The 23,219-nt window shown below is 42.7% G+C and carries 14 protein-coding genes and 1 tRNA gene; 9 read left to right on the top strand and 6 right to left on the bottom strand.

Annotated elements, in window-relative coordinates; all coding sequences use genetic code 11:
* The first annotated feature begins 1,753 nt into the window (after positions 1–1,753).
* The gene (locus BMZ72_RS27050) at positions 1,754–2,842 is read left to right on the top strand and encodes a 3-oxoacyl-ACP synthase III family protein (RefSeq protein WP_089812960.1); all 1,089 of its coding nucleotides are present in this window, start codon (positions 1,754–1,756) and stop codon (positions 2,840–2,842) included.
* Between the two features lie 944 nt (positions 2,843–3,786).
* Here the strand turns inward: BMZ72_RS27050 and BMZ72_RS27040 are convergent.
* The 4 genes from BMZ72_RS27040 to BMZ72_RS27025 all read right to left on the bottom strand — a co-directional run bounded on the left by BMZ72_RS27040 (position 3,787) and on the right by BMZ72_RS27025 (position 9,915).
* Entirely contained in the window at positions 3,787–6,675 is a 2,889-nt protein-coding gene (locus BMZ72_RS27040; protein ID WP_089812955.1) for a hypothetical protein, read from the bottom strand.
* Positions 6,676–7,534: 859 nt separating this feature from the next.
* Positions 7,535–7,618, bottom strand: a tRNA-Leu gene (locus tag BMZ72_RS27035).
* Between the two features lie 160 nt (positions 7,619–7,778).
* Positions 7,779–8,930 carry a glycoside hydrolase family 76 protein gene (locus BMZ72_RS27030; RefSeq protein ID WP_089813815.1) on the bottom strand — a complete coding sequence of 384 codons (1,152 nt, stop codon included), beginning with the start codon at positions 8,928–8,930 and terminating at the stop codon, positions 7,779–7,781.
* A gap of 172 nt (positions 8,931–9,102) precedes the next feature.
* Positions 9,103–9,915, bottom strand: coding sequence for a 2,3,4,5-tetrahydropyridine-2,6-dicarboxylate N-succinyltransferase (locus tag BMZ72_RS27025; RefSeq protein WP_089812953.1), 813 nt, complete (start codon positions 9,913–9,915; stop codon positions 9,103–9,105).
* Positions 9,916–10,005: 90 nt separating this feature from the next.
* On the opposite strand from BMZ72_RS27025, the gene BMZ72_RS27020 reads away from it, so the two are divergent.
* The 5 genes from BMZ72_RS27020 to miaA all read left to right on the top strand — a co-directional run bounded on the left by BMZ72_RS27020 (position 10,006) and on the right by miaA (position 14,872).
* A complete protein-coding gene (locus BMZ72_RS27020) occupies positions 10,006–11,136 on the top strand; it encodes a glycosyltransferase family 4 protein (protein ID WP_089812951.1) in 1,131 nt (376 codons plus the stop codon).
* A gap of 3 nt (positions 11,137–11,139) precedes the next feature.
* On the top strand, positions 11,140–11,709 hold the full coding sequence (locus BMZ72_RS27015) for an L-threonylcarbamoyladenylate synthase (RefSeq protein WP_089812949.1): 570 nt from the start codon (positions 11,140–11,142) through the stop codon (positions 11,707–11,709).
* 30 nt (positions 11,710–11,739) lie between these two features.
* Positions 11,740–13,173 (top strand): CCA tRNA nucleotidyltransferase, encoded by a 1,434-nt coding sequence (locus tag BMZ72_RS27010; protein ID WP_177222943.1) that lies wholly within the window; start codon positions 11,740–11,742, stop codon positions 13,171–13,173.
* Between the two features lie 120 nt (positions 13,174–13,293).
* Positions 13,294–13,869, top strand: coding sequence for an IS1096 element passenger TnpR family protein (locus tag BMZ72_RS27005; protein WP_089812944.1), 576 nt, complete (start codon positions 13,294–13,296; stop codon positions 13,867–13,869).
* A 100-nt stretch (positions 13,870–13,969) separates the two neighbouring features.
* On the top strand, positions 13,970–14,872 hold the full coding sequence (miaA, locus tag BMZ72_RS27000) for a tRNA (adenosine(37)-N6)-dimethylallyltransferase MiaA (protein WP_089812942.1): 903 nt from the start codon (positions 13,970–13,972) through the stop codon (positions 14,870–14,872).
* A gap of 143 nt (positions 14,873–15,015) precedes the next feature.
* Here the strand turns inward: miaA and BMZ72_RS26995 are convergent, their stop codons facing one another.
* Both BMZ72_RS26995 and BMZ72_RS37115 read right to left on the bottom strand, forming a co-directional pair.
* Positions 15,016–16,602, bottom strand: a complete 1,587-nt coding sequence (locus BMZ72_RS26995; protein ID WP_143087798.1) for an OmpP1/FadL family transporter — start codon at positions 16,600–16,602, stop codon at positions 15,016–15,018.
* A gap of 91 nt (positions 16,603–16,693) precedes the next feature.
* The gene (locus tag BMZ72_RS37115) at positions 16,694–17,716 is read right to left on the bottom strand and encodes a hypothetical protein (RefSeq protein WP_143087797.1); all 1,023 of its coding nucleotides are present in this window, start codon (positions 17,714–17,716) and stop codon (positions 16,694–16,696) included.
* Between the two features lie 232 nt (positions 17,717–17,948).
* On the opposite strand from BMZ72_RS37115, the gene proS reads away from it, so the two are divergent.
* From proS to BMZ72_RS26975, 3 genes are all read left to right on the top strand, one after another.
* The gene (gene proS / locus BMZ72_RS26985) at positions 17,949–19,430 is read left to right on the top strand and encodes a proline--tRNA ligase (RefSeq protein WP_089812936.1); all 1,482 of its coding nucleotides are present in this window, start codon (positions 17,949–17,951) and stop codon (positions 19,428–19,430) included.
* 70 nt (positions 19,431–19,500) lie between these two features.
* Entirely contained in the window at positions 19,501–22,428 is a 2,928-nt protein-coding gene (locus tag BMZ72_RS26980; RefSeq protein WP_089812934.1) for a sensor histidine kinase, read from the top strand.
* Positions 22,425–23,186 carry a LytR/AlgR family response regulator transcription factor gene (locus BMZ72_RS26975; protein WP_012793534.1) on the top strand — a complete coding sequence of 254 codons (762 nt, stop codon included), beginning with the start codon at positions 22,425–22,427 and terminating at the stop codon, positions 23,184–23,186. Before BMZ72_RS26980 ends, BMZ72_RS26975 begins: the two co-directional genes overlap by 4 nt.
* The last annotated feature ends 33 nt before the right edge of the window (positions 23,187–23,219 follow it).

Genomic DNA, 23,219 nt, shown 5'->3' with positions numbered 1-23,219 from the left:
ATCTATTTTGATTCATATTTAAATGTGGTTGAACTGGCTCTTTCTATTCTTAGCTATTCATACATTTTTGCTGCCATCAGGATATTTGCAAATGCTTTCCAATCTACATTTTGTGGAATAGGTAGATTCATATTTCTGTAATACCCATCTGAATCCTCTGTCCAATTTGCTATAACACCCAGATAAGATGCGAGATCTTTGTTTTCCTATTCACCTGGGTTGTTTTTTAAATTCCCCACTAACAATTCAACGAAATTAACAAAGTCTTCTTTTGTATTTAGATTATCTAGTTTTTCAATTAATGCTTTCATGATTTATTTTACAAGTTTATTTTTTCTGAACGTATATGCAATTAAGTGTGACCATACCATAAATTATCGACCGCTTCCCGGGGTAAATTCATTTTAGTTTTCTATCCAGTATGCAATTAAGTGATTTTTCAGTACATTTCTGATCCAGGGCTGTAAAAGCGCATACAGTTCAAGAAACTTGTTTTGTCTGGACATTTATCACCAGTTGCCTTTGGCTTTGTTGTACAAGTTGCGAAAGCTCATTAAATAGAGAATTTTCTATATTGTATACTTTTTGCTTTAGCCATTTCGTATTTATTAAGTATCCTCAAGACGTTACACCGTTTTTGGATATAGATTTTTCACTGAGCGCAATATAAAGTTAAATACATTTTTAGAATCAACTATATCAATAGCGTTTTGCAATGGCTATTTGTCATGCAATTTCATACATACATTAAAGTAATAGTGCCAGAAATAAAAAAGTGACCTATAGAGAATTGGATAGTCACGAGGGAAAGAGGGATGGAGATACTCAAGCCTACTAAACTTGAATATTTGAATTATGAAGATCTGATTACATTGAATGCTCTTCACAATGCCATGCAGTATGTTTTGAACATGTCTGTGAAATTAAAGACTTTTTTTATATTGGATCCAGAGACGGTGCGCAATCCTTTAAAGACTTTTTTTTAGCAGACATTGGTCCAGAAGAAGAAGTACTTCTAATAACCGATCCTCTGCATGATGAGAAAGTATTGGCGTATTTTAAAGCTGAAGATCTTTTTGATGTCTGTAATTGGTATGAAGCCACCTTGAAATGGAGCTTTTTTGACTATTCTGATTATTGTTTGATTATCCCGAGATTAAATCTGATTAAATTCCTGCACGATGAGCCTATTGTTATTGTCTATAAGGTAGACTAATTAGTTTCGCTGTCAAAAGAGAAGTTCATCTTTAAATCGGCTAACAATGCCCCTGATATAATGTCTGTAAAAGGTTTAGATATTTCTATAATGGCAAACGCCGGAGATTTTATCTCTGGCGTTTGCCATCACGTGCGCAGTAGCGGATTAATTTCGATTGCGCTGTGCAAAGTCCGTGAGGTGGGGATTTTTTTATGAAACACCTCGGAATTACCCGACAGGTAGCCAATCCTGTCCGACAAGGTCTAGTCAACTATCGGAAGCGAGTCTTGCGTAGTCATCTCTGCGGGGGAGCGGGGAGGTAACGATCCGCTCTATCCGGAACCAAATGATATTGATTGTCAGTAAATTAATCAGAACAGAAGAGGTCTATTGCAATGAATGGAGAAAGAGAGACTTTAGAGATCAAAAGGATTTAGGAAAATAAGATGATATAAAAGAATAGATTCTAATGTATTACATTTGTTTAAACTGTCATAGGTAAATCAGCCGTCATTGGTAGCTATTAAATGGGGTACATAATATCAAAGAATAATTATGGATACAAATTTCTTTACGGTAATCATCGGTAGCGGAAGCTATATTCCAAGTTTAAGGATCTCAAATGATGATTTCTTAAATCATGTTTTCTACGACAAAGATGGTATGGTGTTATCGAAGATGAATAAAGAGATCATCCAGCAGTTCTGCAAAATTACCGGTATACGTGAACGCCGATATGTTTCGGATGATCTGGTTGCTTCTGATATTGCGGGACTGGCGGCAGAAGATGCATTAAAATCAACAGGTATTGATCCCGAAAGCCTCGATTATATTATTGTTGCCCATAATTTTGGAGACATCAGGGCGGAAAGCAGACGTAGTGATTTTGTCCCCGCATTGGCGTCAAGAGTGAAGCATCATCTGGGCATTATTAATCCTCTCACTGTAGCTTATGATTTGACATGGGGCTGTGCGGGATGGCTTCAGGGTATCATTCAGGCTGACTATTTTATAAAATCTGGAAGTGCAAAACGAGTGATGGTCATCGGTACTGAAACTTTATCCCGGGTCTGCGATCCTCATGATAGGGATAGTATGATTTATGCGGATGGAGCAGGCGCTGTTATACTGGAAGCCATGGATAGCACTGTGCCTATTGGAATTCTTTCCCATGTATCAAAATCCTATACGGATGATTTGGCTTATGTTTTGGGAATGGGGTGTTCCTATAATCCTAATTTTAAAGCTGATTCCTTATTCTTAAAAATGAATGGACGGAAATTGTATGAAAATGTCTTGAAAACTGTTCCATTGACAATTAAGGATTGTCTTGAAAAAGCTTCGCTTTCGATTTCAGACATTGATAAGTTGCTTATCCATCAGGCGAACGAGAAAATGGATGAAGCGATCCTGAGGGAGCTATTCAATATGTATGGAGGAGAACATGAGGTGCCTGCGGATATCATGCCAATGACAATTTCCTGGCTGGGAAACAGCTCTGTGGCCACTCTTCCTACGCTTTTTGATTTGATATCTAAGGGAGAGTTTGTTAATCAGCAGATTACCAAAGGGACGAATATTGTATTTGCCGCTGTAGGCGCAGGAGTTAACATGAACGCAATAGCATACCGGGTTCCTTCTTAAGTATGGGCCTGGTGATGATAATGGAGGCAATCTGAATATTAGATTGCAAGACCCCAACACTTCCATACCAACGAGATTGGATCTAAAAATGGCAGTGTTTCCGCCACGGCCCTTTTGTTCTCCTAATATGCTAAATGAAGCATATGGTTATTTTGGAGCAGTAAGCGGTGATATTTCATCTCCAACTTTTCTAAATCCCACCCTCTGTTTATGAAAGTTAAATACCTTCTATTCGTTATTTGTTTAGCATTCGCAGTAAACTCTAAATCACAAATTGTATCCATCTCCTACAAGGATGATATAAAGTTCCGGTAATAGTATTATCTATTAACGGGCAGGACTATCGCTTCATCATCGATATGGGCGCAGAGGTCAGCATCATCCATTCCTGCTATGTTTCTCTTTCTCAGAGAGGTAAGGTAAGAGCAAATGATGCGAACAATACGTCTAAAACTATTACAAAAACAAAATAACATCTTTGGTCATTGGGGCCAACAAGGAGATTTCCATTAGCAATGTGATGGTTTACAGCACAGGAATCGATGAAAATATTTTCAATTGTAATGCAATAGCGGGTTTACTGGGCATGGATATTCTGGGGAATTATGTTGTAGAACTGGATCTAAAAAAGAAAGTGATCTCATTTTATAATGAAAGCCGGTAAAGAAAGATGCGATGTGGCATGGCGATGTGGCGCCGGTATTGGTTATTGATAGAAAAGGGCAAAGATTGACTATTGAAGATAAATATCAGTAAAGCCACGTCCGGAGTGGGGCAGAGAAATCTACAAACAAAAACGCCGGAGACATTATCTCCGGCGTTTGCCATTATGTGCCCAGTAGTGGTAGATTGTCGAACCAAATATTGTTGATTATTAGGTCTTTAATGATACGGGTCTAGTGTCAGATTAAGTTTCTGCCAGTGGATTTAAAAATAGACAGCGGTTATTGTATGAAATATCGGAAGTATATTTTTGCCAAATTTTTGTCATATTCAGCTTTTAGTTTTCTTGAAAGTGCTTCGGTTATTTTCTCGTTACCTTTCATCCTATTTAAAATGTATTCATTATTGGCAGCTTTTAGCCAATCTGTTTCGAATCTTTCGTAATCAAAGTCAATAGGGTTAGCTAACCAAGATTCGAAGTCTGATAAGTTTTTAAGAATTTTAAATTCCGGCAAGTTGAAATTTAGATTTAAGATATAAGGTATGAGCAGAAAATTATAGCATATGTAGTCTTCGAAATGTGTTTTCCCATTTCTGCTGCCGAGGTAACCAGCTTGTTTTGTTTTATTAACAATTTCTGCAAGTTGAGAAAGATATGTTTTTCGATCGAAGTTGATGACATTGTTTTTTAGCATCTGTTCGTATAAATCGCTGTTAAAATTTACATCCAGATGTTCCTCAAAGGTAACGCTTAATATTTGTTTGTTATCGTCGGACAGGATATGCCAAAGATGAACTAGTGGTGTTAGATCTGTTATTTTATCATTAATCGTGCAATTAAGAATTGCTTGTAATACAATATTTTTGTTGGCAATTTGTATATCCGTGTGAAACTTTCGCAAAGCGATTGAAATAGCAGTTATAAGACTGTTATATTTAAGATGGCGATTTCTATTTGTGTTTATTGAGGTTGATAAGAGCTCTAATAGTTGTTTACTAGAGAACAAGCCGCCTTTCTTTTTTATAAGCAAACTAAGGTGCTTTACGTCAGACCAGGACAATATTTCATCAACATTAATAAATTTGCAAATCCCAATGGCTGTTTGTTCAAATTCTTGGTCGGTGAATTGAATATATCTGAAAAGTATACATAAATTGCTGAAGATATTAGTATATAGGTCTCTAAAGCGATAACTTATTAGTTGTTTTTCCAGGTCTAAATCTCTAGTTGGCCCTCCCCCAATACCCTCCCGATAATATGATTTGAAGAAAACCACGGCTTTTTCTAGTAAAAGCGACCTGCCTTCGTCGTGAACGGATAATGCTTCTACTTCATGCAGAGTTTTTTTTAGTTTATCTGGAGTAATATACAGTATGGCTTCAGTAAGGTAAAAATCAGGGAAAGATATTATTCCGTGATCTGGTATTTGATAACTATAAATTAGTCCTTGAAAAACCGATTGTACTACATTTTTGTATGGCTCGTATATGTCATGTATGATATAATTTGAATGTATATATCGAAAAAGTGTGGCAAATTCCTCGCAAAGGTTATTAACGTAATTGGGCCCAGCAAACATTTGTCCGCCTGATTTATATAATAACATCAATTCCTTAAGTTTAACAACAAGTTCCGCTATTTTTTTCTCCGCACGATTGAAAACCCAGTTTTCTTTTATTTCAAGCAGCACTTTCCTGATATCTTGATCAATGAAAACTTCTATTTCCTCACTAAGGATTCTGTCTAGATCAATCGATCTTCCTTCCTTTTTTTTACCATCATTTTCGGCGTCATCAAATATTAAGTGGCAGATGTTTGCCAAATTGTACTTAGTAATAAAATATTCGATACATCTTTTGTCATTTCCCTTGGACTCGCTTTCTAATTTTTTATATATATGGTAGGACTTTTTGTAGTTGTCTGTAGCTAGCAAATAATGCCCATAAGCTATGCTCAATGTATGCTCTTCCTTTTTCCCTACAGTATCGTTCAGATTTCCGATTATTTTTTTGAAATTCAATGTGCGATATGTGCAATTAATACACTCGCATTTTTCCTGTACAGAGAAGTTTATATGGAAATTGAGACCGATACTGTCAGTTACGTCAAAGATATGTCTAAGGGAAAATCCAAGTACCCCCTTGTTATATCGTTCAATAACACTTGTATCTTTAACGGCCGTAATTTTATTAATTAAATTCTGGTTTAACTTTTTAAAAATATAATGTAATTTTTTCTGATATTCAATTGTGTTTTCTTTCTTGAGTGTTTCCTCGAATTTTTTTTTGATGATGATATTTCCCTCCTCCAATGCTACGTTTTCGAGTAATATATAAATTTTAGGATTTAACGTAAAAAGGTGCTGATATTCATAGTGCCAGACGGTGTTATCAAGCACATTAAACGGTTTCAAATTGCACAGTAACCATGGATTGACAAATGATAATTGGTCAAATTTATACAGGCAGTAATACAGTTCGTCAACGATATTCTTATGTGCTAGTATTTTTTGTTTCCTTTGTTTTTGGAACCAATGGAGTTTCAATGTAGGAGAGCTCTCTCCGTTGAAAAAACGATCTCGGTGAAAAAGAAATATAAATTCCTTAAGCTTCTCTTCTGAAAGTAAATCAGGTAATGTATATTTTTGATAGCGTGTTTGGTCGGTTGCAGCATAAATTCTTATTTCTTCCATATTAGTGACAACTATCCATTGACAGTAGCCTCCCATTTTAGAAGCATATAGGAATGCTTGGTCCACGGGTGTGATTTTGAATGCTTTTCTGTTCTGAGGCTTATCCAAATTGGATTTAGCATCCTTTACTTCAATCACAATTTGAATCTCATTGTTTATACTATTCTCACTTATATGAAACCTGCCTAAGACGCCATCGGGTTTTGTTCCGTCAACATCTGTTTTTAGTTCTTCTTGATATAACCATTTTTCGGTGTTTTTATAATTAAAACCTAGAACAATCCCGAATATCTCCATTAGGAATCTCGATTTAATTGCTTCTTCCTTGAATTTTCCCAGTTTCCCGTTACGAAGCGATTCGTTCCAGTTGATTATATAATCGGTTATCTGATTGATATTAACTACATGAGAAAGATCGAATGATAACAGATAAGGTTCGAGAAAATCATGACTGAAGATTGGAATGTGCTGTTTCATAATAGTATTGTTATGGGGAATATGCTGAATTTACAAGTAACCGCCTTACTCTATTTCTTTGTACAAGCAATTAATAGTAAAATGTTCAGATAAAAAACTACCTATAGGTGATTTTTTATGTCGAAGCAATGGCTTATGTTCCCGTAAGCGTAATAATGAGAAGTACCAATCCAATCATAGGTTAGTGCGATGTTGAAACAATATCTTAATGTACATGTTCAATAAGCAATGGTAAAAGTATAATTAGCCCTGTGCATCAAACTCAATTCCTTTAATGATAAAATCAGTGATTTTTTGATTGAAGACTCGAGAGTTTTTGTACTAGGACTTGAAAGATTCCTTCATAAAGGGGGTGTTTTTTGCGCTTAGATGCAAAAAGGCTCAAAGCATAGGACTGGGTATTCCAAATAATTTGCTAGTTGTTCTATGGAATTGGTAAGGGTATTCAGGCTATTAGGATGGCATTTTCTTTGACTGATCCTTTCATATTCCTCTTTTTTTTCTTTATAATTCAGATGATTAAAGATTTTTTCTCAGCGTCGCTGAGAGTGTATTTGACGGTGTTAGGGAAGATGTAGAATGTTACGGTTAACATCTAATCTGTTCGAGATGTGGGGAAGCTATTAAGTGGAAGTGAGTCAAAAGATAAGGGGGGATCTATTATTATGATCGTTTCCAACCCGTAAAGCTGTTTATAAATGCTATAACAGTGGCTAGAGGCGTTAAATTTTTTTTAAGCTAATCAAATTATATACATAGTGCTAATCCCCCAAGTTTTCAACTTGATCCAAGCCTATCGCGGGCTCAGACGACTATAAAAAGCAAAAGGTCGGAGAATTCTCCGACCTTTCCGCTTTTGTGCCCAGAACTGGATTCGAACCAGCACACCCTTGCGAGCGCTGCGACCTGAACACAGTGCGTCTACCAATTTCGCCATCTGGGCATCCTTGTTTCCGTGTTAGGGATTGCAAAAGTACACATTTAATCCAAACTGCCAAATTTTTCTTTAAAAAGATGCCTAAATAAGCTTTATACTATAGTTACCTTACGTTAGTGCTGCCTTTTTTTGGTAGCACTAACGTAAGGTAACTATAGTCAGACTATCAAAATACCCAGACACCATTCATCATTGCCACTCCGCAGGTCGTCTCAAATGAATTTACATAACTATCCGGCGTTCTTCTCCACCATTGCCCCCACATCAGTCCATTTGAATTCCGGTAGTTCCAGGCTTCGGCGGCGTTGTAATTCAGCCAGGCGGCGTAATTAGTCTGCAAATTATGATCTTTTACAAACCGGCAGGCCCAACGTGCAAAGATAGCTTTGAACCCCTGACAATCATCGCAGTCATATTCATCAGGCATCAGGCCCTGGGCGTTGCACATATTATTTTTTGTGTAGTCCATGGCCTTCATACCCATTGCTTTAAAGTTGGAGGAAGGGTAGGAGTTATGCAGCATGCTACAGGCGCCGATAAAAGTGCCCTGTGTATAGGTACGGGAACCTTCGGTGATGGTGCCGGCGGCATTGATTGCGCCTTTGACTTCTCCGGTGCCGGATACATATAGCCGGCTGACCATCCAGTCGGTGATCATTTTGGCTTTATCCCGGTAACTGACGTCGCCGGTTACCTGGTAGAGGTACATCGCGCAGATGGCAGCGGGGGCGTTTACGCAGGCATTTTTAGTGGCCTTGGTGGTGGTCCACCATAATCCGCCGCCAAGGTTGGTATCCCAGGCACGATTCCAGACCATATCAAAGTTGTTTTTAGCCATATCCTTCATCCCACCGTCATTGGTGATAAGAAAGGCCCGGACACACATTAATGCGCCCCAGATGACATCGTCATTGAAGGTATTGGAGGTCCAGAGTAATCCATAGGCATCGCGCATACCGTTGTAGAGGTAGACCATTTTATTCCGGAGATCTGCGTCATTGTTGACGTTGTAGGCGTCTATTAATGTCTCGATAGCTTCCGCCTGCCGCCAGAAATCCATTCTGCCGGTACGGTTGACGTCAGAATAGTAATAAGCTTTAAAAGAAGAGCCATAGGTGCCATATTGATTGTAAAATGCATTGTTATAGCACTGCATGGCTAACAGGGCTTCTGAGCGTACAGGCTGTATGGAATTGACGGTCACCAGACCTTTGGTACTCGTTTCAGTGGACAACTTTTCCATGCTACTGATCTCCTTTTTTCCGCAGCTTGCCATAGTAAGGGCCAGGAGTAATGCCGCAATCGGTGGAATTTTCATGTTTTTCATTTTTATGAGTGAAGGGTATTGCTAACGTGGAAAAAGTGCTCGTGGAAACCGGGTTTTCAATCTGCTACGTAAAAGGACAGAGGAATGGGGAAAACTACTTACAAGACCATAAAAAAAGCCGCTTCCGGTGAAGGAAGCGGCTTTTTCCGTATTTTCAGATAGCTTATACAGCTACGTTGAATTCTCTAAGGGTGTCGTTCAGACTGGTTTTCAGGTCTGTAGATGCTTTACGCTGACCGATGATCAGTGCACAGGAAACCTGGTATTCGCCGGCAGGGAATTTCTTGGTATAAGTACCTGGAATTACCACGCTGCGTGCCGGTACACGACCTTTGTATTCAATTGGTTCCGGACCGCTTACATCAATGATCTTGGTGCTCTGGGTCAGTACTACGTTCGCACCCAGTACCGCTTCTTTTTCTACGATTACGCCTTCTACCACGATACAACGGGAGCCGATAAAGCAACCGTCTTCGATGATTACCGGACTAGCCTGCAGTGGTTCCAGTACGCCACCGATACCAACGCCACCGCTCAGGTGAACGTGCTTACCGATCTGTGCGCAGGAGCCTACTGTCGCCCAGGTATCCACCATGGTACCCTCGTCAACGTAAGCGCCGATGTTTACATAAGATGGCATCAGGATCGCTCCTTTAGCAATAAAAGCACCGTAACGGGCAACTGCATGAGGTACAACACGTACACCCAGGTCCTTGTAACGGGATTTCAGCTTCATTTTGTCATAGAACTCGAAAGGTCCTACTTCTATGGTCTCCATTGACTGAATGCCGAAATACATCAGAATGGCCTGCTTAACCCACTCATTCACTATCCAACCGTTCTCTCCGGGTTCCGCCACTCTTGTTTTGCCTTTGTCTACAGCCTCGATCACGCATTTTACCGCATCACTGTATTGTGATTCCTGCAGCAACGCACGATTATCCCAGGCCGCTTTTATTAGTTCTTTTAGCTCCATCGTTGAAATTTTCTGCAAACATAAGGAAAACATGTTAGTAGTTGCAAGCTGGCAGCGATTCCTTACCTTTACCTCCCTTTAAACAATGCTATGAATATTGCCTTCGACGCAAAGCGGGCTTACCAGAATAATACCGGACTGGGGAACTACAGTCGCACATTGATAAGTTCTCTCGCTACCTACTTTCCGCAACACAGTTATTATCTCTATGCTCCCAAGCTGACTACGCTTTATCAGACGGCCGCTTTTTCCAACATGCAATCTGTATTACCTGAAAAACGCCTGCACCGCTGGTTCCGCAGCGCCTGGCGCAGTAAATACGTGGTAGGAGAACTAGCGGCAAAAGGCATTGATATTTACCACGGACTGAGTCACGAAATTCCTTTTGGTATACATACAAGCGGCGTGAAAAGCGTCGTGACCATGCATGATCTGATCTTCGAACGCTATCCCGGACAATATAGTCCCATCGATGTGCAGACCTACCGGCGCAAGGCAAAATATGCCTGCCAGTACGCAGATAAGATCATCGCCATCAGCGAACAAACTAAACAGGATATCATTCACTATTATAAAACACCTGCTGAGAAAATAGAAGTTGTCTATCAGAGCTGTGATGAGTCTTTCGCTGTAACACACAATGAAAGCCAGATCAGGCAGATGAAAACGCAGTACGGTTTGCCGGAGTCCTACTTTCTTTACGTAGGTTCCATCATCGAACGTAAGAACCTTATGGGCATTATTCACGCCATGCTCCAGCTGAAAGGAGACGTAGATCTTCCGCTGGTAGTGCTGGGTGGTGGCAGCAGCTATAAAAAGAAAGTGAAGGCATTTGCAGAGCGGCACGGGATAGCTGACCGTATTATCTGGCTCAATGAAAAGGCCCGTCTTGCGGATGCTGACCTGCCTTTATTGTATCAGGGTGCGGAAGCATTGATATATCCTTCTATCTTTGAAGGTTTTGGCATTCCTATTCTGGAAGCACTCTGGAGCCGTACACCGGTGATTACCTCTGCCGGTTCCTGTTTTGGTGAAACTGGTGGAGACGCAGCGCTGTATGTGAATCCATTGCAGCCGCCGACTATTGCGGATGCTATGCGGAAAGTACTGCGTGAGCCGTCATTCGCAGCAACAATGAGAACAAGAGGCTGGGCACATGCCCAGTTATTCAGCCGCGAAAAATGTGCGGCAGGTGTAATGAAGGTCTACGAAAGTTTATAAATTATGACTGAATTTGAAAATGACATAACCGCCTCCCTGCAGGTATTACGTAGCGGAGGACTGATATTATATCCTACAGATACGATCTGGGGGATTGGTTGTGATGCAACTGATGAAGAGGCTGTAAAAAAAGTATTTACACTCAAAGACCGGCCCGAGGCAAAGAGCCTGGTGATCCTGCTGGCTGATGTCAGGGACCTGCTGAAATATGTGGCGCACCCCAGTCCGGAAATAGCAGATATCCTTGCCGGATTTGACAGACCTACAACTGTTATTTATGAAGGCGCCCTTGACCTCGCTCCGAATGTGATCAACAGTGATGGTACCGTAGCGATCCGTATCGTAAAAGATACTTTTTGCCGCCATCTGATCAAACGTCTCAGGAAACCGCTGGTGTCTACTTCTGCGAATCTCAGCGGACAGCCATCACCGGCAACCTTCGCAGAAGTATCACCTGAAATCAGGAATGGTGTGGATTATGTGGTGTCTTACAGACAAGATGATACCACGCCCGCACAGGCTTCCAGGATTATCAAGCTGCTGAAAGACGGCAGTGTTCAGGTGATCAGATAAAAAAACTTACTTTTGCCGTTTTATTCGTTTATGATCAGTAGAAAGCCTATAGATATTCCCTGTACCTTACAGGAACGGAAAGTGTTGGAACAGATAGCATTAGCCGCCCATGAACTGGGCGTAGCCTGCTATCTGATCGGCGGCTTTGTGCGGGATAAAATACTGAACAGACGTACCAAAGATATGGATGTGGTATGCGTAGGGGACGGTATTGCCCTTGCACATAAAGTGGCTGAGTATTTTGACAATGCTAAAGTGAGTTTCTTCAAAACCTATGGTACTGCCCAGGTGAAATGGAACGAGCTTGAAATTGAGTTTGTTGGCGCCAGAAAAGAAAGTTACCGTCATGACTCCCGTAATCCTGATGTAGAACCAGGTACGCTTAAAGATGACCAGCTACGCAGAGACTTTACAATCAATGCCCTGGCTATCAGCCTCAACGAAGCTGACTATGGCAGTCTGGTAGATCCGTTTGGCGGGATTGCTGACCTGGAAGCTAAGATTATCAGAACACCCCTGGAACCGGCGCAGACGTTTATTGACGATCCGCTTCGTATGATGCGTGCAATCCGTTTTGCCTCCCAGTTACAGTTTACGATCTCTGAGGAATCTTTCAGAGGTATTAAGGAAAACGCGGAGCGTATTAAGATCATCTCCCAGGAGCGTATTACAGACGAATTCAACAAGATCATGTTGTCTCCTGTGCCTTCCGTAGGACTGGATCTGCTGTATAAGGCCGGCATTATGAAGATCATACTGCCGCAGATGGTAGACCTGGTCGGAGTGGAAACAGTGGATGGTAAAGGCCATAAAGACAACTTTTATCATACCTTGCAGGTGGTGGATAACATCGCCCGCAATACCAAAGACCTCTGGTTACGCTGGGCTGCCCTGTTACATGATATAGGCAAACCGGCTACCAAACGTTTTGAGCAGGGACATGGCTGGACATTCCACGGACATGATGCAGTAGGAGGGAAAATGGTGACCCGCATATTTACCAAAATGAAACTGCCCCTGCATGAGGATATGCGGTTGGTAAAGAAACTGGTAGAATTGCACCTGCGCCCCATCAGCGTAACAAAAGAAAATATAACCGACTCTGCTATACGCAGATTGCTCTTTGATGCAGGTGATGATATCGAGGGACTGATGATGCTCTGTGAAGCGGATATCACCTCCAAGAATAAGGCAAAAGTGAAACGTTACCTGGAAAATTTTGAACTGGTACGTCAACGCCTGAAAGAAGTGGAGGAAAGTGACCGTATTCGTAACTGGCAACCCCCGGTGACTGGAGAAATGATCATGGAAACTTTTGGCCTGTCGCCGTCAAGAGTAGTGGGTGACCTTAAAAATGCCATTCGTGAAGCGATCCTGGATGGGGTGATTCCCAATACCTACGATGCCGCTTATGCGTTCCTGCTTGAAAAAGCCAAATCAATGGATTTGACACCAGTTAAATAAAAATGTTAATTTAGTAGTGTTAATTAATGTTAACATTGCCCTTTTTCAGGATTGGGTGTGATGTTTGCACATATCACTTAATCCTGAAATACCAGATTATTAATAAAATCCTTTATTGTCATGCCTGTTTTGAAATTCAGAGTTTACTGGGAAGAAGATGAAAGTGTGTACAGGGATATTTCCATTAAACCGGACCAGACATTTTTACAATTTCATCAAACTATTTTACAGTCATTCGAATTTGACAATAAACATAAAGCGACTTTTTTCCGTAGCAATGATAACTGGCAACGGGGCAGAGAGATCATTCTTGAACAGGATGGTGCTGCACGTAAGGTTGAACCGCTCCTGATGGAAGATACGCCTATAGCCGCAGCTGTAAAGACGCCCAACCAGAAGTTCATATACCTGTATGACTATGCGAAAAACTGGACGTTCCTCGTAGAGCTGATCGGTGTGTCAAAAGATGAAAATTCAAAAATTGCCTATCCTTTCTGCACCAGAAAAGAAGGTCTCGCACCAAGCCAGTACGGTACCAAAGGTCTCGTAGGCGATAAACTCGTTGAAATGGAGGAGAAATATGACCTCAATAAAGAGGGCATGAGCGAAGACGGTTTTGGTGAAGAAGGAGAAGAAGATAATACCGAGTCAGAAGATGATGGCGGTGAAGATCAGGGCAACGACGATATGTTTTAAATCAATTAAGAATTAAAAATTAAGCATTAAGAATTATTGCAGCAACTGATAGTATTCTTAATGCTTAGTTTTTAATTCCTAATTCTTAATTGGGAAGTTTTTGAAGTCTATTATTATAGTCGCAGGCCCCACAGCATCGGGCAAAACGGCCAAAGCAATAGAAGTGGCCCAACACTTTAATACGGCCGTTATTTCTGCGGATTCCCGCCAATGTTACCGGGAAATAAGTATAGGTACTGCTAAACCCAGTCCGCAGGAATTACAGACAGTTCCCCACTATTTTATCAATTCCCACTCCATACAGGAAGAAGTCAATGCCGGTCTGTACGAACAGCTGGCCCTGAGTTATGCAGCAGAGATCTGGAAAGAGAATGATGTAGCCGTTATGTGCGGTGGCACAGGACTTTACATTAAAGCTTTCTGTGAGGGTATGGATAATATGCCCGTTATTCCTCCCGGCATCCGTGAGTCCATTCAGACCCGCTATGAACAGGAGGGGATGAGCTGGTTGCAACAGGAAGTTCAGGAGAAAGACCCGGGCTTTTATGCCGTTGCAGAAACACAGAACCCACATCGTTTAATACGGGCACTGGAAGTGCTGTATGCTACTGGTCAGTCTATTACCAGCTTCCGGACAGGTAATGTGGTAAAAAGGGATTTTAATATCATTAAAACAGCTATTACACTGCCTAAAGAAAGACTGCATGATAATATAGCCCGTAGGGTGCATATGATGGTAGCAGATGGCTTACTGGAAGAAGTACGCGCTGTCTTGCCCTATCGTACACATAACGCATTACAGACAGTAGGATATAAAGAGGTATTTGATTACCTGGATGGGAAGATCTCCTGGGCAGAAGCGGTTGAACAGATCATTATCCATACGCGCCAGTACGCAAAACGACAGTTGACCTGGTTTAAGAAGGATACCGGTTTTAAGTGGTATGAAGGAGGAGAAGGCTTGCTGGAGGATGTCGCCGGACAATTAAAAGCGAATCATTAGCGAGGTCCGGATGAGCGTCGGAACCCTGGATTGTTGAGAAGTCCGAAGATGATCACAAAAGAATATTTGCCTTATAAAAGAAAAGCGTCTGCCAACGGCAGACGCTTTTCTTTTATAAGGCTTAAATTAAATTCCTGTTTGCATTAGAATTTCCATCCGAAAGTCGCATTGACATTAGTAGACTGGCTCTTAACAGAGGCAGCTGCCGGAGTCGTATAATGATCTTCAGGATCAGCGTTGGAAGCAAGTACATATGGCTGGTTAGAACGGGTATTGTTACCCCATACCAGACCCAGGTCCATATAGAAACCACGGTTTCTGTAACCGATACCACCGGTATAGAACTCACGTTTGCCGTCGATCGCGCCGTTCTTGTAAGGACTTGCATATAATGAATAACCCAGTCTGAAGGCAATTACATGCAATTTCAGTTCACCACCTACGCGGATATTGGAAACACCTTTGTAAGTCGCTTTAATAGCCTCATTGCGTGCGTCTGAATCAGCTTTATCAAAAGACTGGTCATTACGGAAACGAAGTCTCATAGACGTATAATCCATATACTCATAGTCGAAGGACAGGAAGCCGGTTGGCTTTCTGGTATCTGCCGAAGGACTGAACAGGTAAGTCGCACTTAATACGCCTTTCCATGGTGTTCTGAGTGTGTATTTGGATTCGTCGGAGAAGCCGTCATAAGTATCTACAGAAGAGAAGGTACGTACACCCAGTGTTTTGGTGGAAGTCGTCATATCTGTTCTGTAAGTATCGGTGAATGTCATCCAGGATGGGCTATGGAAAGTTGCACCCAGGTTGAGTGATTTGATCGGTTTGAAGATACCGCCTATTTTCAGGTTAATACCTGTTCCTTCTGATTTCAGTGATTCGGTTACTTCGAAACTATTCAGGTCGGTCGGAGTCGTGTTCAGATTCGTTTCCTTCCAGGTCCTGTCATGTTTGTAGGTGATGCTCGGAATATTGACACTACCACCCAGGTACATCTTATCATCGTAGTTAGCGCCGAAAGCGAATGAGATCTCATTTGAACCGCCTCTGGCGTTGATGATGTTTTCCTGTTTTACAAAGATGCTCCTGTCTGTTGCCTGAGCGGCAGAGTAGAAGAAACCGTCCGGCTGGTTATTCCCATCCAGGTAGGGAGATATCAGACCTGTCTGATAGGCAAGCGCAGAAGTATGTGCCAGTGAACCAATGGTGCTGGAACCGCCCAGTTCATTATCAGGGTCTTTTACACCCGCTGCTTCCGCATCCAGATAATAATTCAGAGAAAGAGAAGAACTTTTGTTGTCGCCGGTATAGTAAATTCTTTCGTTGTAATTCTGTGTGCGGTTCAGACCCAGACCAAAGCTGAAGTTCTGCCATTTGCTATCAGGTCTTTTCCTGCGACCGCCGAATATCATAGAGATATTGGAGATAAGGGGAATAAACTTGTTGTCGCTGTCTGTCGTACCCAGGTAAGTACCTTTATTGTTAATATTCTGAAGACCAACGGTAAAGGAGAAATCGTTCGTCCTGAAAAAACCTACTGAAGCAGGGTTAGCGTACATAGAAGACGGTTCGCCGCCCAGTGCGCCCAGCGCACTACCTATTGATTGACCCCTTGTTGTTCCTGAAGGTGAACTGGTGCTGAATCTTAAAGCGTCGTCTATATTTTGCGCATGAAGGGAAACACATGTCCCTGTCAATGCAATGGCAACCACCATTCTTTTAATCATATAGTAGAATTAAAGGGTAAGGGTTAAAAAATACCCTGGCTTTTAGACCAGGGTACAGTTTAGAATATCAATGATCAAATCATTTGCGAGATTAGTTTCTGCCCCTTCCGCCACGGCCACCACCGCCGCCGCCGATAGAACCTCCACCGCCACCGCCAACTGATCTGGTAGGCGGATTATAGGATGGAGCCGGCGTGTAAGAACGCTGAGGCTGTTGTGAAGGCTGGTAGGATCTTGTCGGAGGAGTGTATGAACCGCCGCTGTTGCGACCACCACCATCATTACCTACAGGACGTTCACCTGCTGAAGGAGTGAAAGATCTTCTTGGTGTGTAACTACCATCACGACCGGTTCTGCCACCACTGTTGGAATCACCTGTTACAACACGACCACCAGGGTTTGTTCCGACTGTTCTTCTGGAAGGAGTGTAGTTACCATCGCGGCCGGTACGACCACCCGGATTAGGTGAAGTACCACCTACTACTCTGGTAGGGTAGGATGAACCGAAGCTGCCGCGTGTACGACGGCCTGGAGAGGAATAACCATAGTATCCGCCGTGACCACCCCAGTAGCCTGGATAACCGTAGTATCCGCCACCGTAGTAACCACCACCGTACCATGGGCTATAATAACCCCAGCTGTTCCATGGGTTGTAACCCCAGCCACCGCCCCAGCCGTAGCCAATGCCGATGCTCAGAGAAGGACCCCAGTAGGAACCATAATACGGATAACCTAATCCGCCGCCCCAGCCTGGATAACCATAGAAGCTGTTCATTCCCCATCCGCCACCGTAGTAAGGACTACCGTAGAAGCCGGAAGAATATACGTTCGGAGAATAATAATCGTAGTAAGAACCTGAATTGTTACGGCTGAACATGTCTATACGACGGGAGTAATCACCCTGATCACCATCATCGTAAGTAACATAGGTACCGTCGCCATTTGTGTCCGCATAAGCAACGTTATCATCGTTGCGATTATTGTTGCCTCCGTAGTCGGGTTTCACTCGCGGAGAGTAGTAAACGTCATCCGGCGTTTGCGTAGTTTTATATGCTGAGGAGCAACCGCCTAATATAAGCGTAGCCAACAAAGCAAGGTATGGAATTGATTTCATTGTCGGAATTTTTTAGCCTGATTTCTATAGTAAATTTACACTATTTTAACTCAAAGAAAGGTTAATGCTACAATAATATCTAACCACTCATAAATTTTTTTCAAATTGTTTGCACGTTTCTGATTTTCATGTAGGTTTGTGACATTTTACCTTTTGGTAATATATTTAGTGCAAATATTAAGCCAAATTAATATATTGTACCAGACAAGATTATAAATATTTCAATTATCATATGAGTAAAGAGATCACAGCCCGTTCTGAAGATTATTCACAATGGTACAATGATTTGATCATTAAAGGAGGATTGGCAGATTATTCTGCTGTGAGAGGTTGCATGGTCATAAAACCATACGGTTTTGGCCTGTGGGAAGGCATGAGAGACGTGCTGGACGCTAAATTTAAAGAGACAGGACATCAGAACGCTTATTTCCCCTTATTCATACCCAAAAGCTTCCTCAGCAAAGAAGCTGAGCACGTAGATGGTTTTGCCAAAGAGTGCGCCGTGGTAACTCACCACCGTCTGATGCAGAATCCGGACCCGAACGTAAAAGGACTGGTTGTCGATCCTGAGGCGAAACTGGAAGAAGAACTGATCGTTCGTCCGACTTCAGAAACGATTATCTGGAACACATATAAAGACTGGATTCAGTCATACCGTGACCTGCCGCTGCTGATCAACCAGTGGGCAAACGTTGTACGCTGGGAAATGCGTACCCGTCTGTTCCTGCGTACAGCAGAATTCCTCTGGCAGGAGGGTCATACTGCCCACGCAACTGCAGAAGAAGCAATCGCTGAAACTAAACAGATGCTGGAAGTATATGCTGACTTCGCTGAAAACTATATGGCACTGCCGGTAGTAAGAGGGGTTAAATCTCCTGCTGAACGTTTTGCGGGTGCGCTGGATACTTATTGTATCGAAGCCCTCATGCAGGATGGTAAAGCACTGCAGGCGGGTACTTCCCACTTCCTGGGACAGAACTTCGCCAAAGCATTCGATGTGAAATTCTCTAACAAAGAGAATAAACAGGAATATGTTTGGGCTACCTCATGGGGTGTATCCACCCGTCTGATCGGTGCACTGGTTATGGCGCACAGTGATGATGATGGTCTGGTGCTGCCTCCGCGTATCGCGCCATTACAGGTAGTGATCGTGCCTATTTATAAAGGTGATGAGCAGAAAGCTAAGATCGATGCCAAAGTGGATGAGATCATTGCTGGTCTGAAAAAGCTCGGTATCCGTGTGAAATATGACGATTCTGACAATGCCCGTCCAGGATGGAAATTTGCAGAATACGAAATGAAAGGCGTACCTGTACGTATTGCGCTGGGCGCACGCGACCTGGAAAACAACGTTGCAGAAGTAGCCCGCCGTGATATGAAAACCAAAGAAAGTCTGTCCCTGGATGGTCTGGCTGAACGTATCAGCGCATTACTGGAAGAAATTCAGGCGCAGATGTATCAGAAAGCGCTGACATACAGAGATGAGCATATCACTCCTGCTGACACGATGGAAGAATTCGAGCGTCTGCTGGATGAAAAAGCCGGCTTCATTGCTGCACACTGGGACGGTACAACAGAAACAGAAGAGAAAATCAAGGAACTTACAAAAGCAACTATCCGTTGCATTCCTTTGAACAATAAACTGGAGGCTGGTACCTGTATCCTTACAGGAAAACCGTCTACTCAGCGTGTTCTCTTTGCACGTGCTTATTAAAAGACTTGCCGGCAGTACCCAATAGTCAGGTGGTACTGCCGGTTTTTTAATCAAAATCCGACCCGTCTTGATGCCTAAGGTCCGTTACATATTCTTATGGTGGATGTTAATGGTCCTGAGCACAGGTTACCATGCTGTTGCTCAGGGGCTCATGATCCGTAACTATAACGTAAAGGATGGCCTGGCGAATGCCACTGTCTACGCGGCAGTGCAGGATAAGGAAGGATTTATCTGGTTTGCTACCCCCACCGGCGTCAGTAAATTTGATGGAAAACGCTTTCGCAATTACTCTAAGAAAGACGGTCTTACCGATAACGATGTCGTAAAACTCTCTGCGGATTCCAAAGGGCGTGTCTGGTTCTCCACCCTCAACGGACAACCTTCCTTCTACTGGAACTCTACGATTCACACTGCGCAGAATGACTCCTCCCTGCACGTGGATGCCCGCGGACAGTACATGCAGTTCATGTTTGAGGATTATGCCGGTTTTATCTGGTTCCTGAATACAGACAGCAGGATCATCCAGTATAGCGGTAGAAAGACGACCTATGATAAACTCGGTGCCCAACGTACCAACCTTTTCTACTTCCTCCGCAACGATACCATCTTCAAGCCGTTGCAGCCATACTTTAATATGGTCAACCTGAGAGATAGTTATAACCCCGATCAGCGCATTCTCTACTCCTGCAATTTTCCAATGGAACATGCTGCGGTAGAAAGAGCCCGTTCTTATCCGGTGATCATCGTTGATAATAATCTTTATACCTACAGCAACAAAGAAGCGATCTGCTTTTTCAATGGCGATGACTGGGGGATCCGGGAAGAGATCAGTAATATCTGTGTCGATAATGATAACCTTTGGATCGGTACACCCCGTGCACTTTACTATCTGAAAGGATTTTTCAGGGGAGAGCGGAATCCGGTTAAATTATTACAGAATCACTACATCACCTCCCTGCTCAAAGACAGGGACGGCAACATCTGGATCACTACTTTCGGAGATGGTGTATATAATATCCCCTACAAGAATTTTTACTTCAATTACCTCGATAATACCAACGGACTGTACTCACACTCCATTTTCAGTATTGCCAAAGATCCGAAAACGGAGACCCTGCTGGTTGGCCAGAACGCGGGTGTACTCAATACCATCGACAATAATAATAAGATCCGCCAGTTCAACCTCGATACAACCAGTGGCCGTAACAGTATCGTCAGTATACTGCCTTATAAGCCTAATGAAATGCTCATTGGCGCAGACAATGGTCTTTTCGTTTTCAATACGCTCAAACAGAAAGCATCCCTGCTGAAACCTATAAAGACATTAAAGGATGTGGATATCGGCCCTGGCGGAAAGATCAGGGTGGTGACCAAAGACCAGGTGATCACAGATGATTATAGCGTAGGAGTGGAGGATGACCTGATCACTTCTATTACCAGTATCAACGATTCAGCTTATTATGTAGGTACAAATGCCGGTTTGCTGTACGGAAGTGATGCCTTACGCACACTACGTATACCAGGAGAGGATTCTTCCCTGCATAGAAGTATTAAAGACCTGAAATGGATTGATGGTAATCTCTGGATCGGTACCAGTGACCACGGCCTGTACGTACTGCACAACAACCAGGTGATCAAACATCTGAGTACTGCGGATAAACTGGTCAGCGATATCTGTCAGCAGCTGTATTACGATGGGATCGGCCGACTGTATGTTTCGACCAACAAAGGCGTTTCTGTTATTGATGTCAAGACCCAGACCCTGATCCGGAATATTACTTCGAATGATGGCCTGATGAGTGATGATACCCGCGGGGTATATTATCAGCAGGGTATTCTATATATAGCTACGTCCAATGGCCTTAGTTATTTTCAGGACGACAAGATGCCTGTAGATACCGTACCACCGGCTATTTACCTGAATCACGTACGCTATGGCGACAGCACCTATCTGCCCGGTAAACAGTTTGTATTGCTGTACCAGCGAAAAGCGTCTTTTGAGGTGGAATTCGGGGCTATTGCCTATGATCTGCCCGACCTCGTTGAGTACCAGTACAACTTTTCCAGCGATACCTCCAGCGGATGGATCACGACAATGTCCAATATCGTACCTTTCCCCGACCTGCAGCCAGATACATATCAGTTGCAGATCAGGGCCAGAAAATACAGGAGCAACTGGAGCCAGCCTGTGAGCATCACGGTAACGATACTACCACGCTGGTACCAGCAGTGGTGGGCAAGAGGAATCCTGATTCTCCTCGGACTGACACTGGTGGCTTTTGTACTGAGAGATGTGATCAGAAGGATCCAGCGGGCGGAAATGCGCAAAACAGAGTACAACAGGCGGATCGCTGAACTGGAAGCCAAAGCCCTGACCAATCAGATGAACCCTCACTTTATCTTCAACTCTCTGAATTCAGTGCAACACCTGATCATGGAAAAAGAAGAGAAACAGGCGCTCAACTTCCTGGCTGACTTTGCCACGCTGATGCGGCAGATGCTGAACAATTCCAGAAAGTCACATATTTCCCTGGAAGAAGAGATCGCTTTCCTGACCCGGTATATCGAGCTGGAAAAGATCCGCTTTGCGAATGTGTTCACTTACCAGTTTATTCTACAGGATGACCTGAAAGATTATACGATCTATATCCCCCCTATGATTATTCAGCCAATTGTGGAGAATGCCATCAAGCATGGGCTGGCGCCTAAAAACGGCAGCGGCAGACTGGAAATGAAACTGGTGCTCCGGGAGGATATGTTATATTGCTCCGTGGACGACGATGGGATAGGTTGGGAACGTGCCAATGAGATCAAAAGTGGTCGTCTGATAAAGCACGAATCCACCGCTTTGAGTGTGATTAGGGAAAGGTTGCAGATTATAAAATCTTTTAATGGAAATGTTGGAAAGTTAGAAATAATTGATAAATTTAAGTCTGGTTTCGGCAATAAGGAGGGTACCCTGGTTGAAATACTGATTCCCATTGTTAAGATGTTATGAGTAATATTAAAGCTGCGATCGTAGACGATGAAGTCCGCAACATCCATATTTTGCGAAATATTCTGGAGAATTACTGTAAAGATGTTACGGTAGCGGGAGAGGCGCAGAACATTCATGACGCGGCGGAAATGATTAAAAATACCCAGATCGACGTACTGTTTCTGGATATTGAAATGCCGCCCCATAATGGTTTCCAGTTACTGGAAATGTTCCCTGTCCTGAATTTCGAAGTCATCTTCATTACAGCCTTCCAGGAATATGCATTGCAGGCGATCAAATTTGCTGCATTAGACTATCTGCTCAAACCTATCAAGGTTAGTGAGGTGGAAGATGCTTTGGAAAAAGTGAAGAAGAGCAAAAAAGGACGCCTCAACGAACTGGCTTCTATCCTGAAAGACTACGTTAAGAACAATGATAACGCTTTCTCCAAGATAGTCATCCCTGTTAACGACGGTTACAATGTCATCGATCTGAAAGATATTATCTATTGCGAAGCATTTGACAGCTATACTAAGATACAGCTGATCAATAACGTGTCTCACCTCATCTCCAAATCTCTGAAAGAGTATGAAGAGATGCTGTCCGACAAGGGCTTCTATCGCGTGCACAAGTCTTTCCTTATCAATATTCACCATATCGTTAAGATCATCAAAGGTCTCGGTACGGCCGTTGTCATGAGCGACCAGAAAAACATTCCGATTTCTTCCCGTAAGAAAGATGAATTCTTCGCACAGCTGAAAGGCGTAATCAATTTATAAGCAGGATATCTTTAAACTGTACACTTTAATACT

It is taken from the genome of Chitinophaga sp. YR627, assembly GCF_900114995.1.
Lineage (GTDB): Bacteria > Bacteroidota > Bacteroidia > Chitinophagales > Chitinophagaceae > Chitinophaga.
The sequence above is the reverse complement of the archived record's forward strand: the minus strand, read 5'-3'. Positions and strand labels throughout refer to the sequence as shown.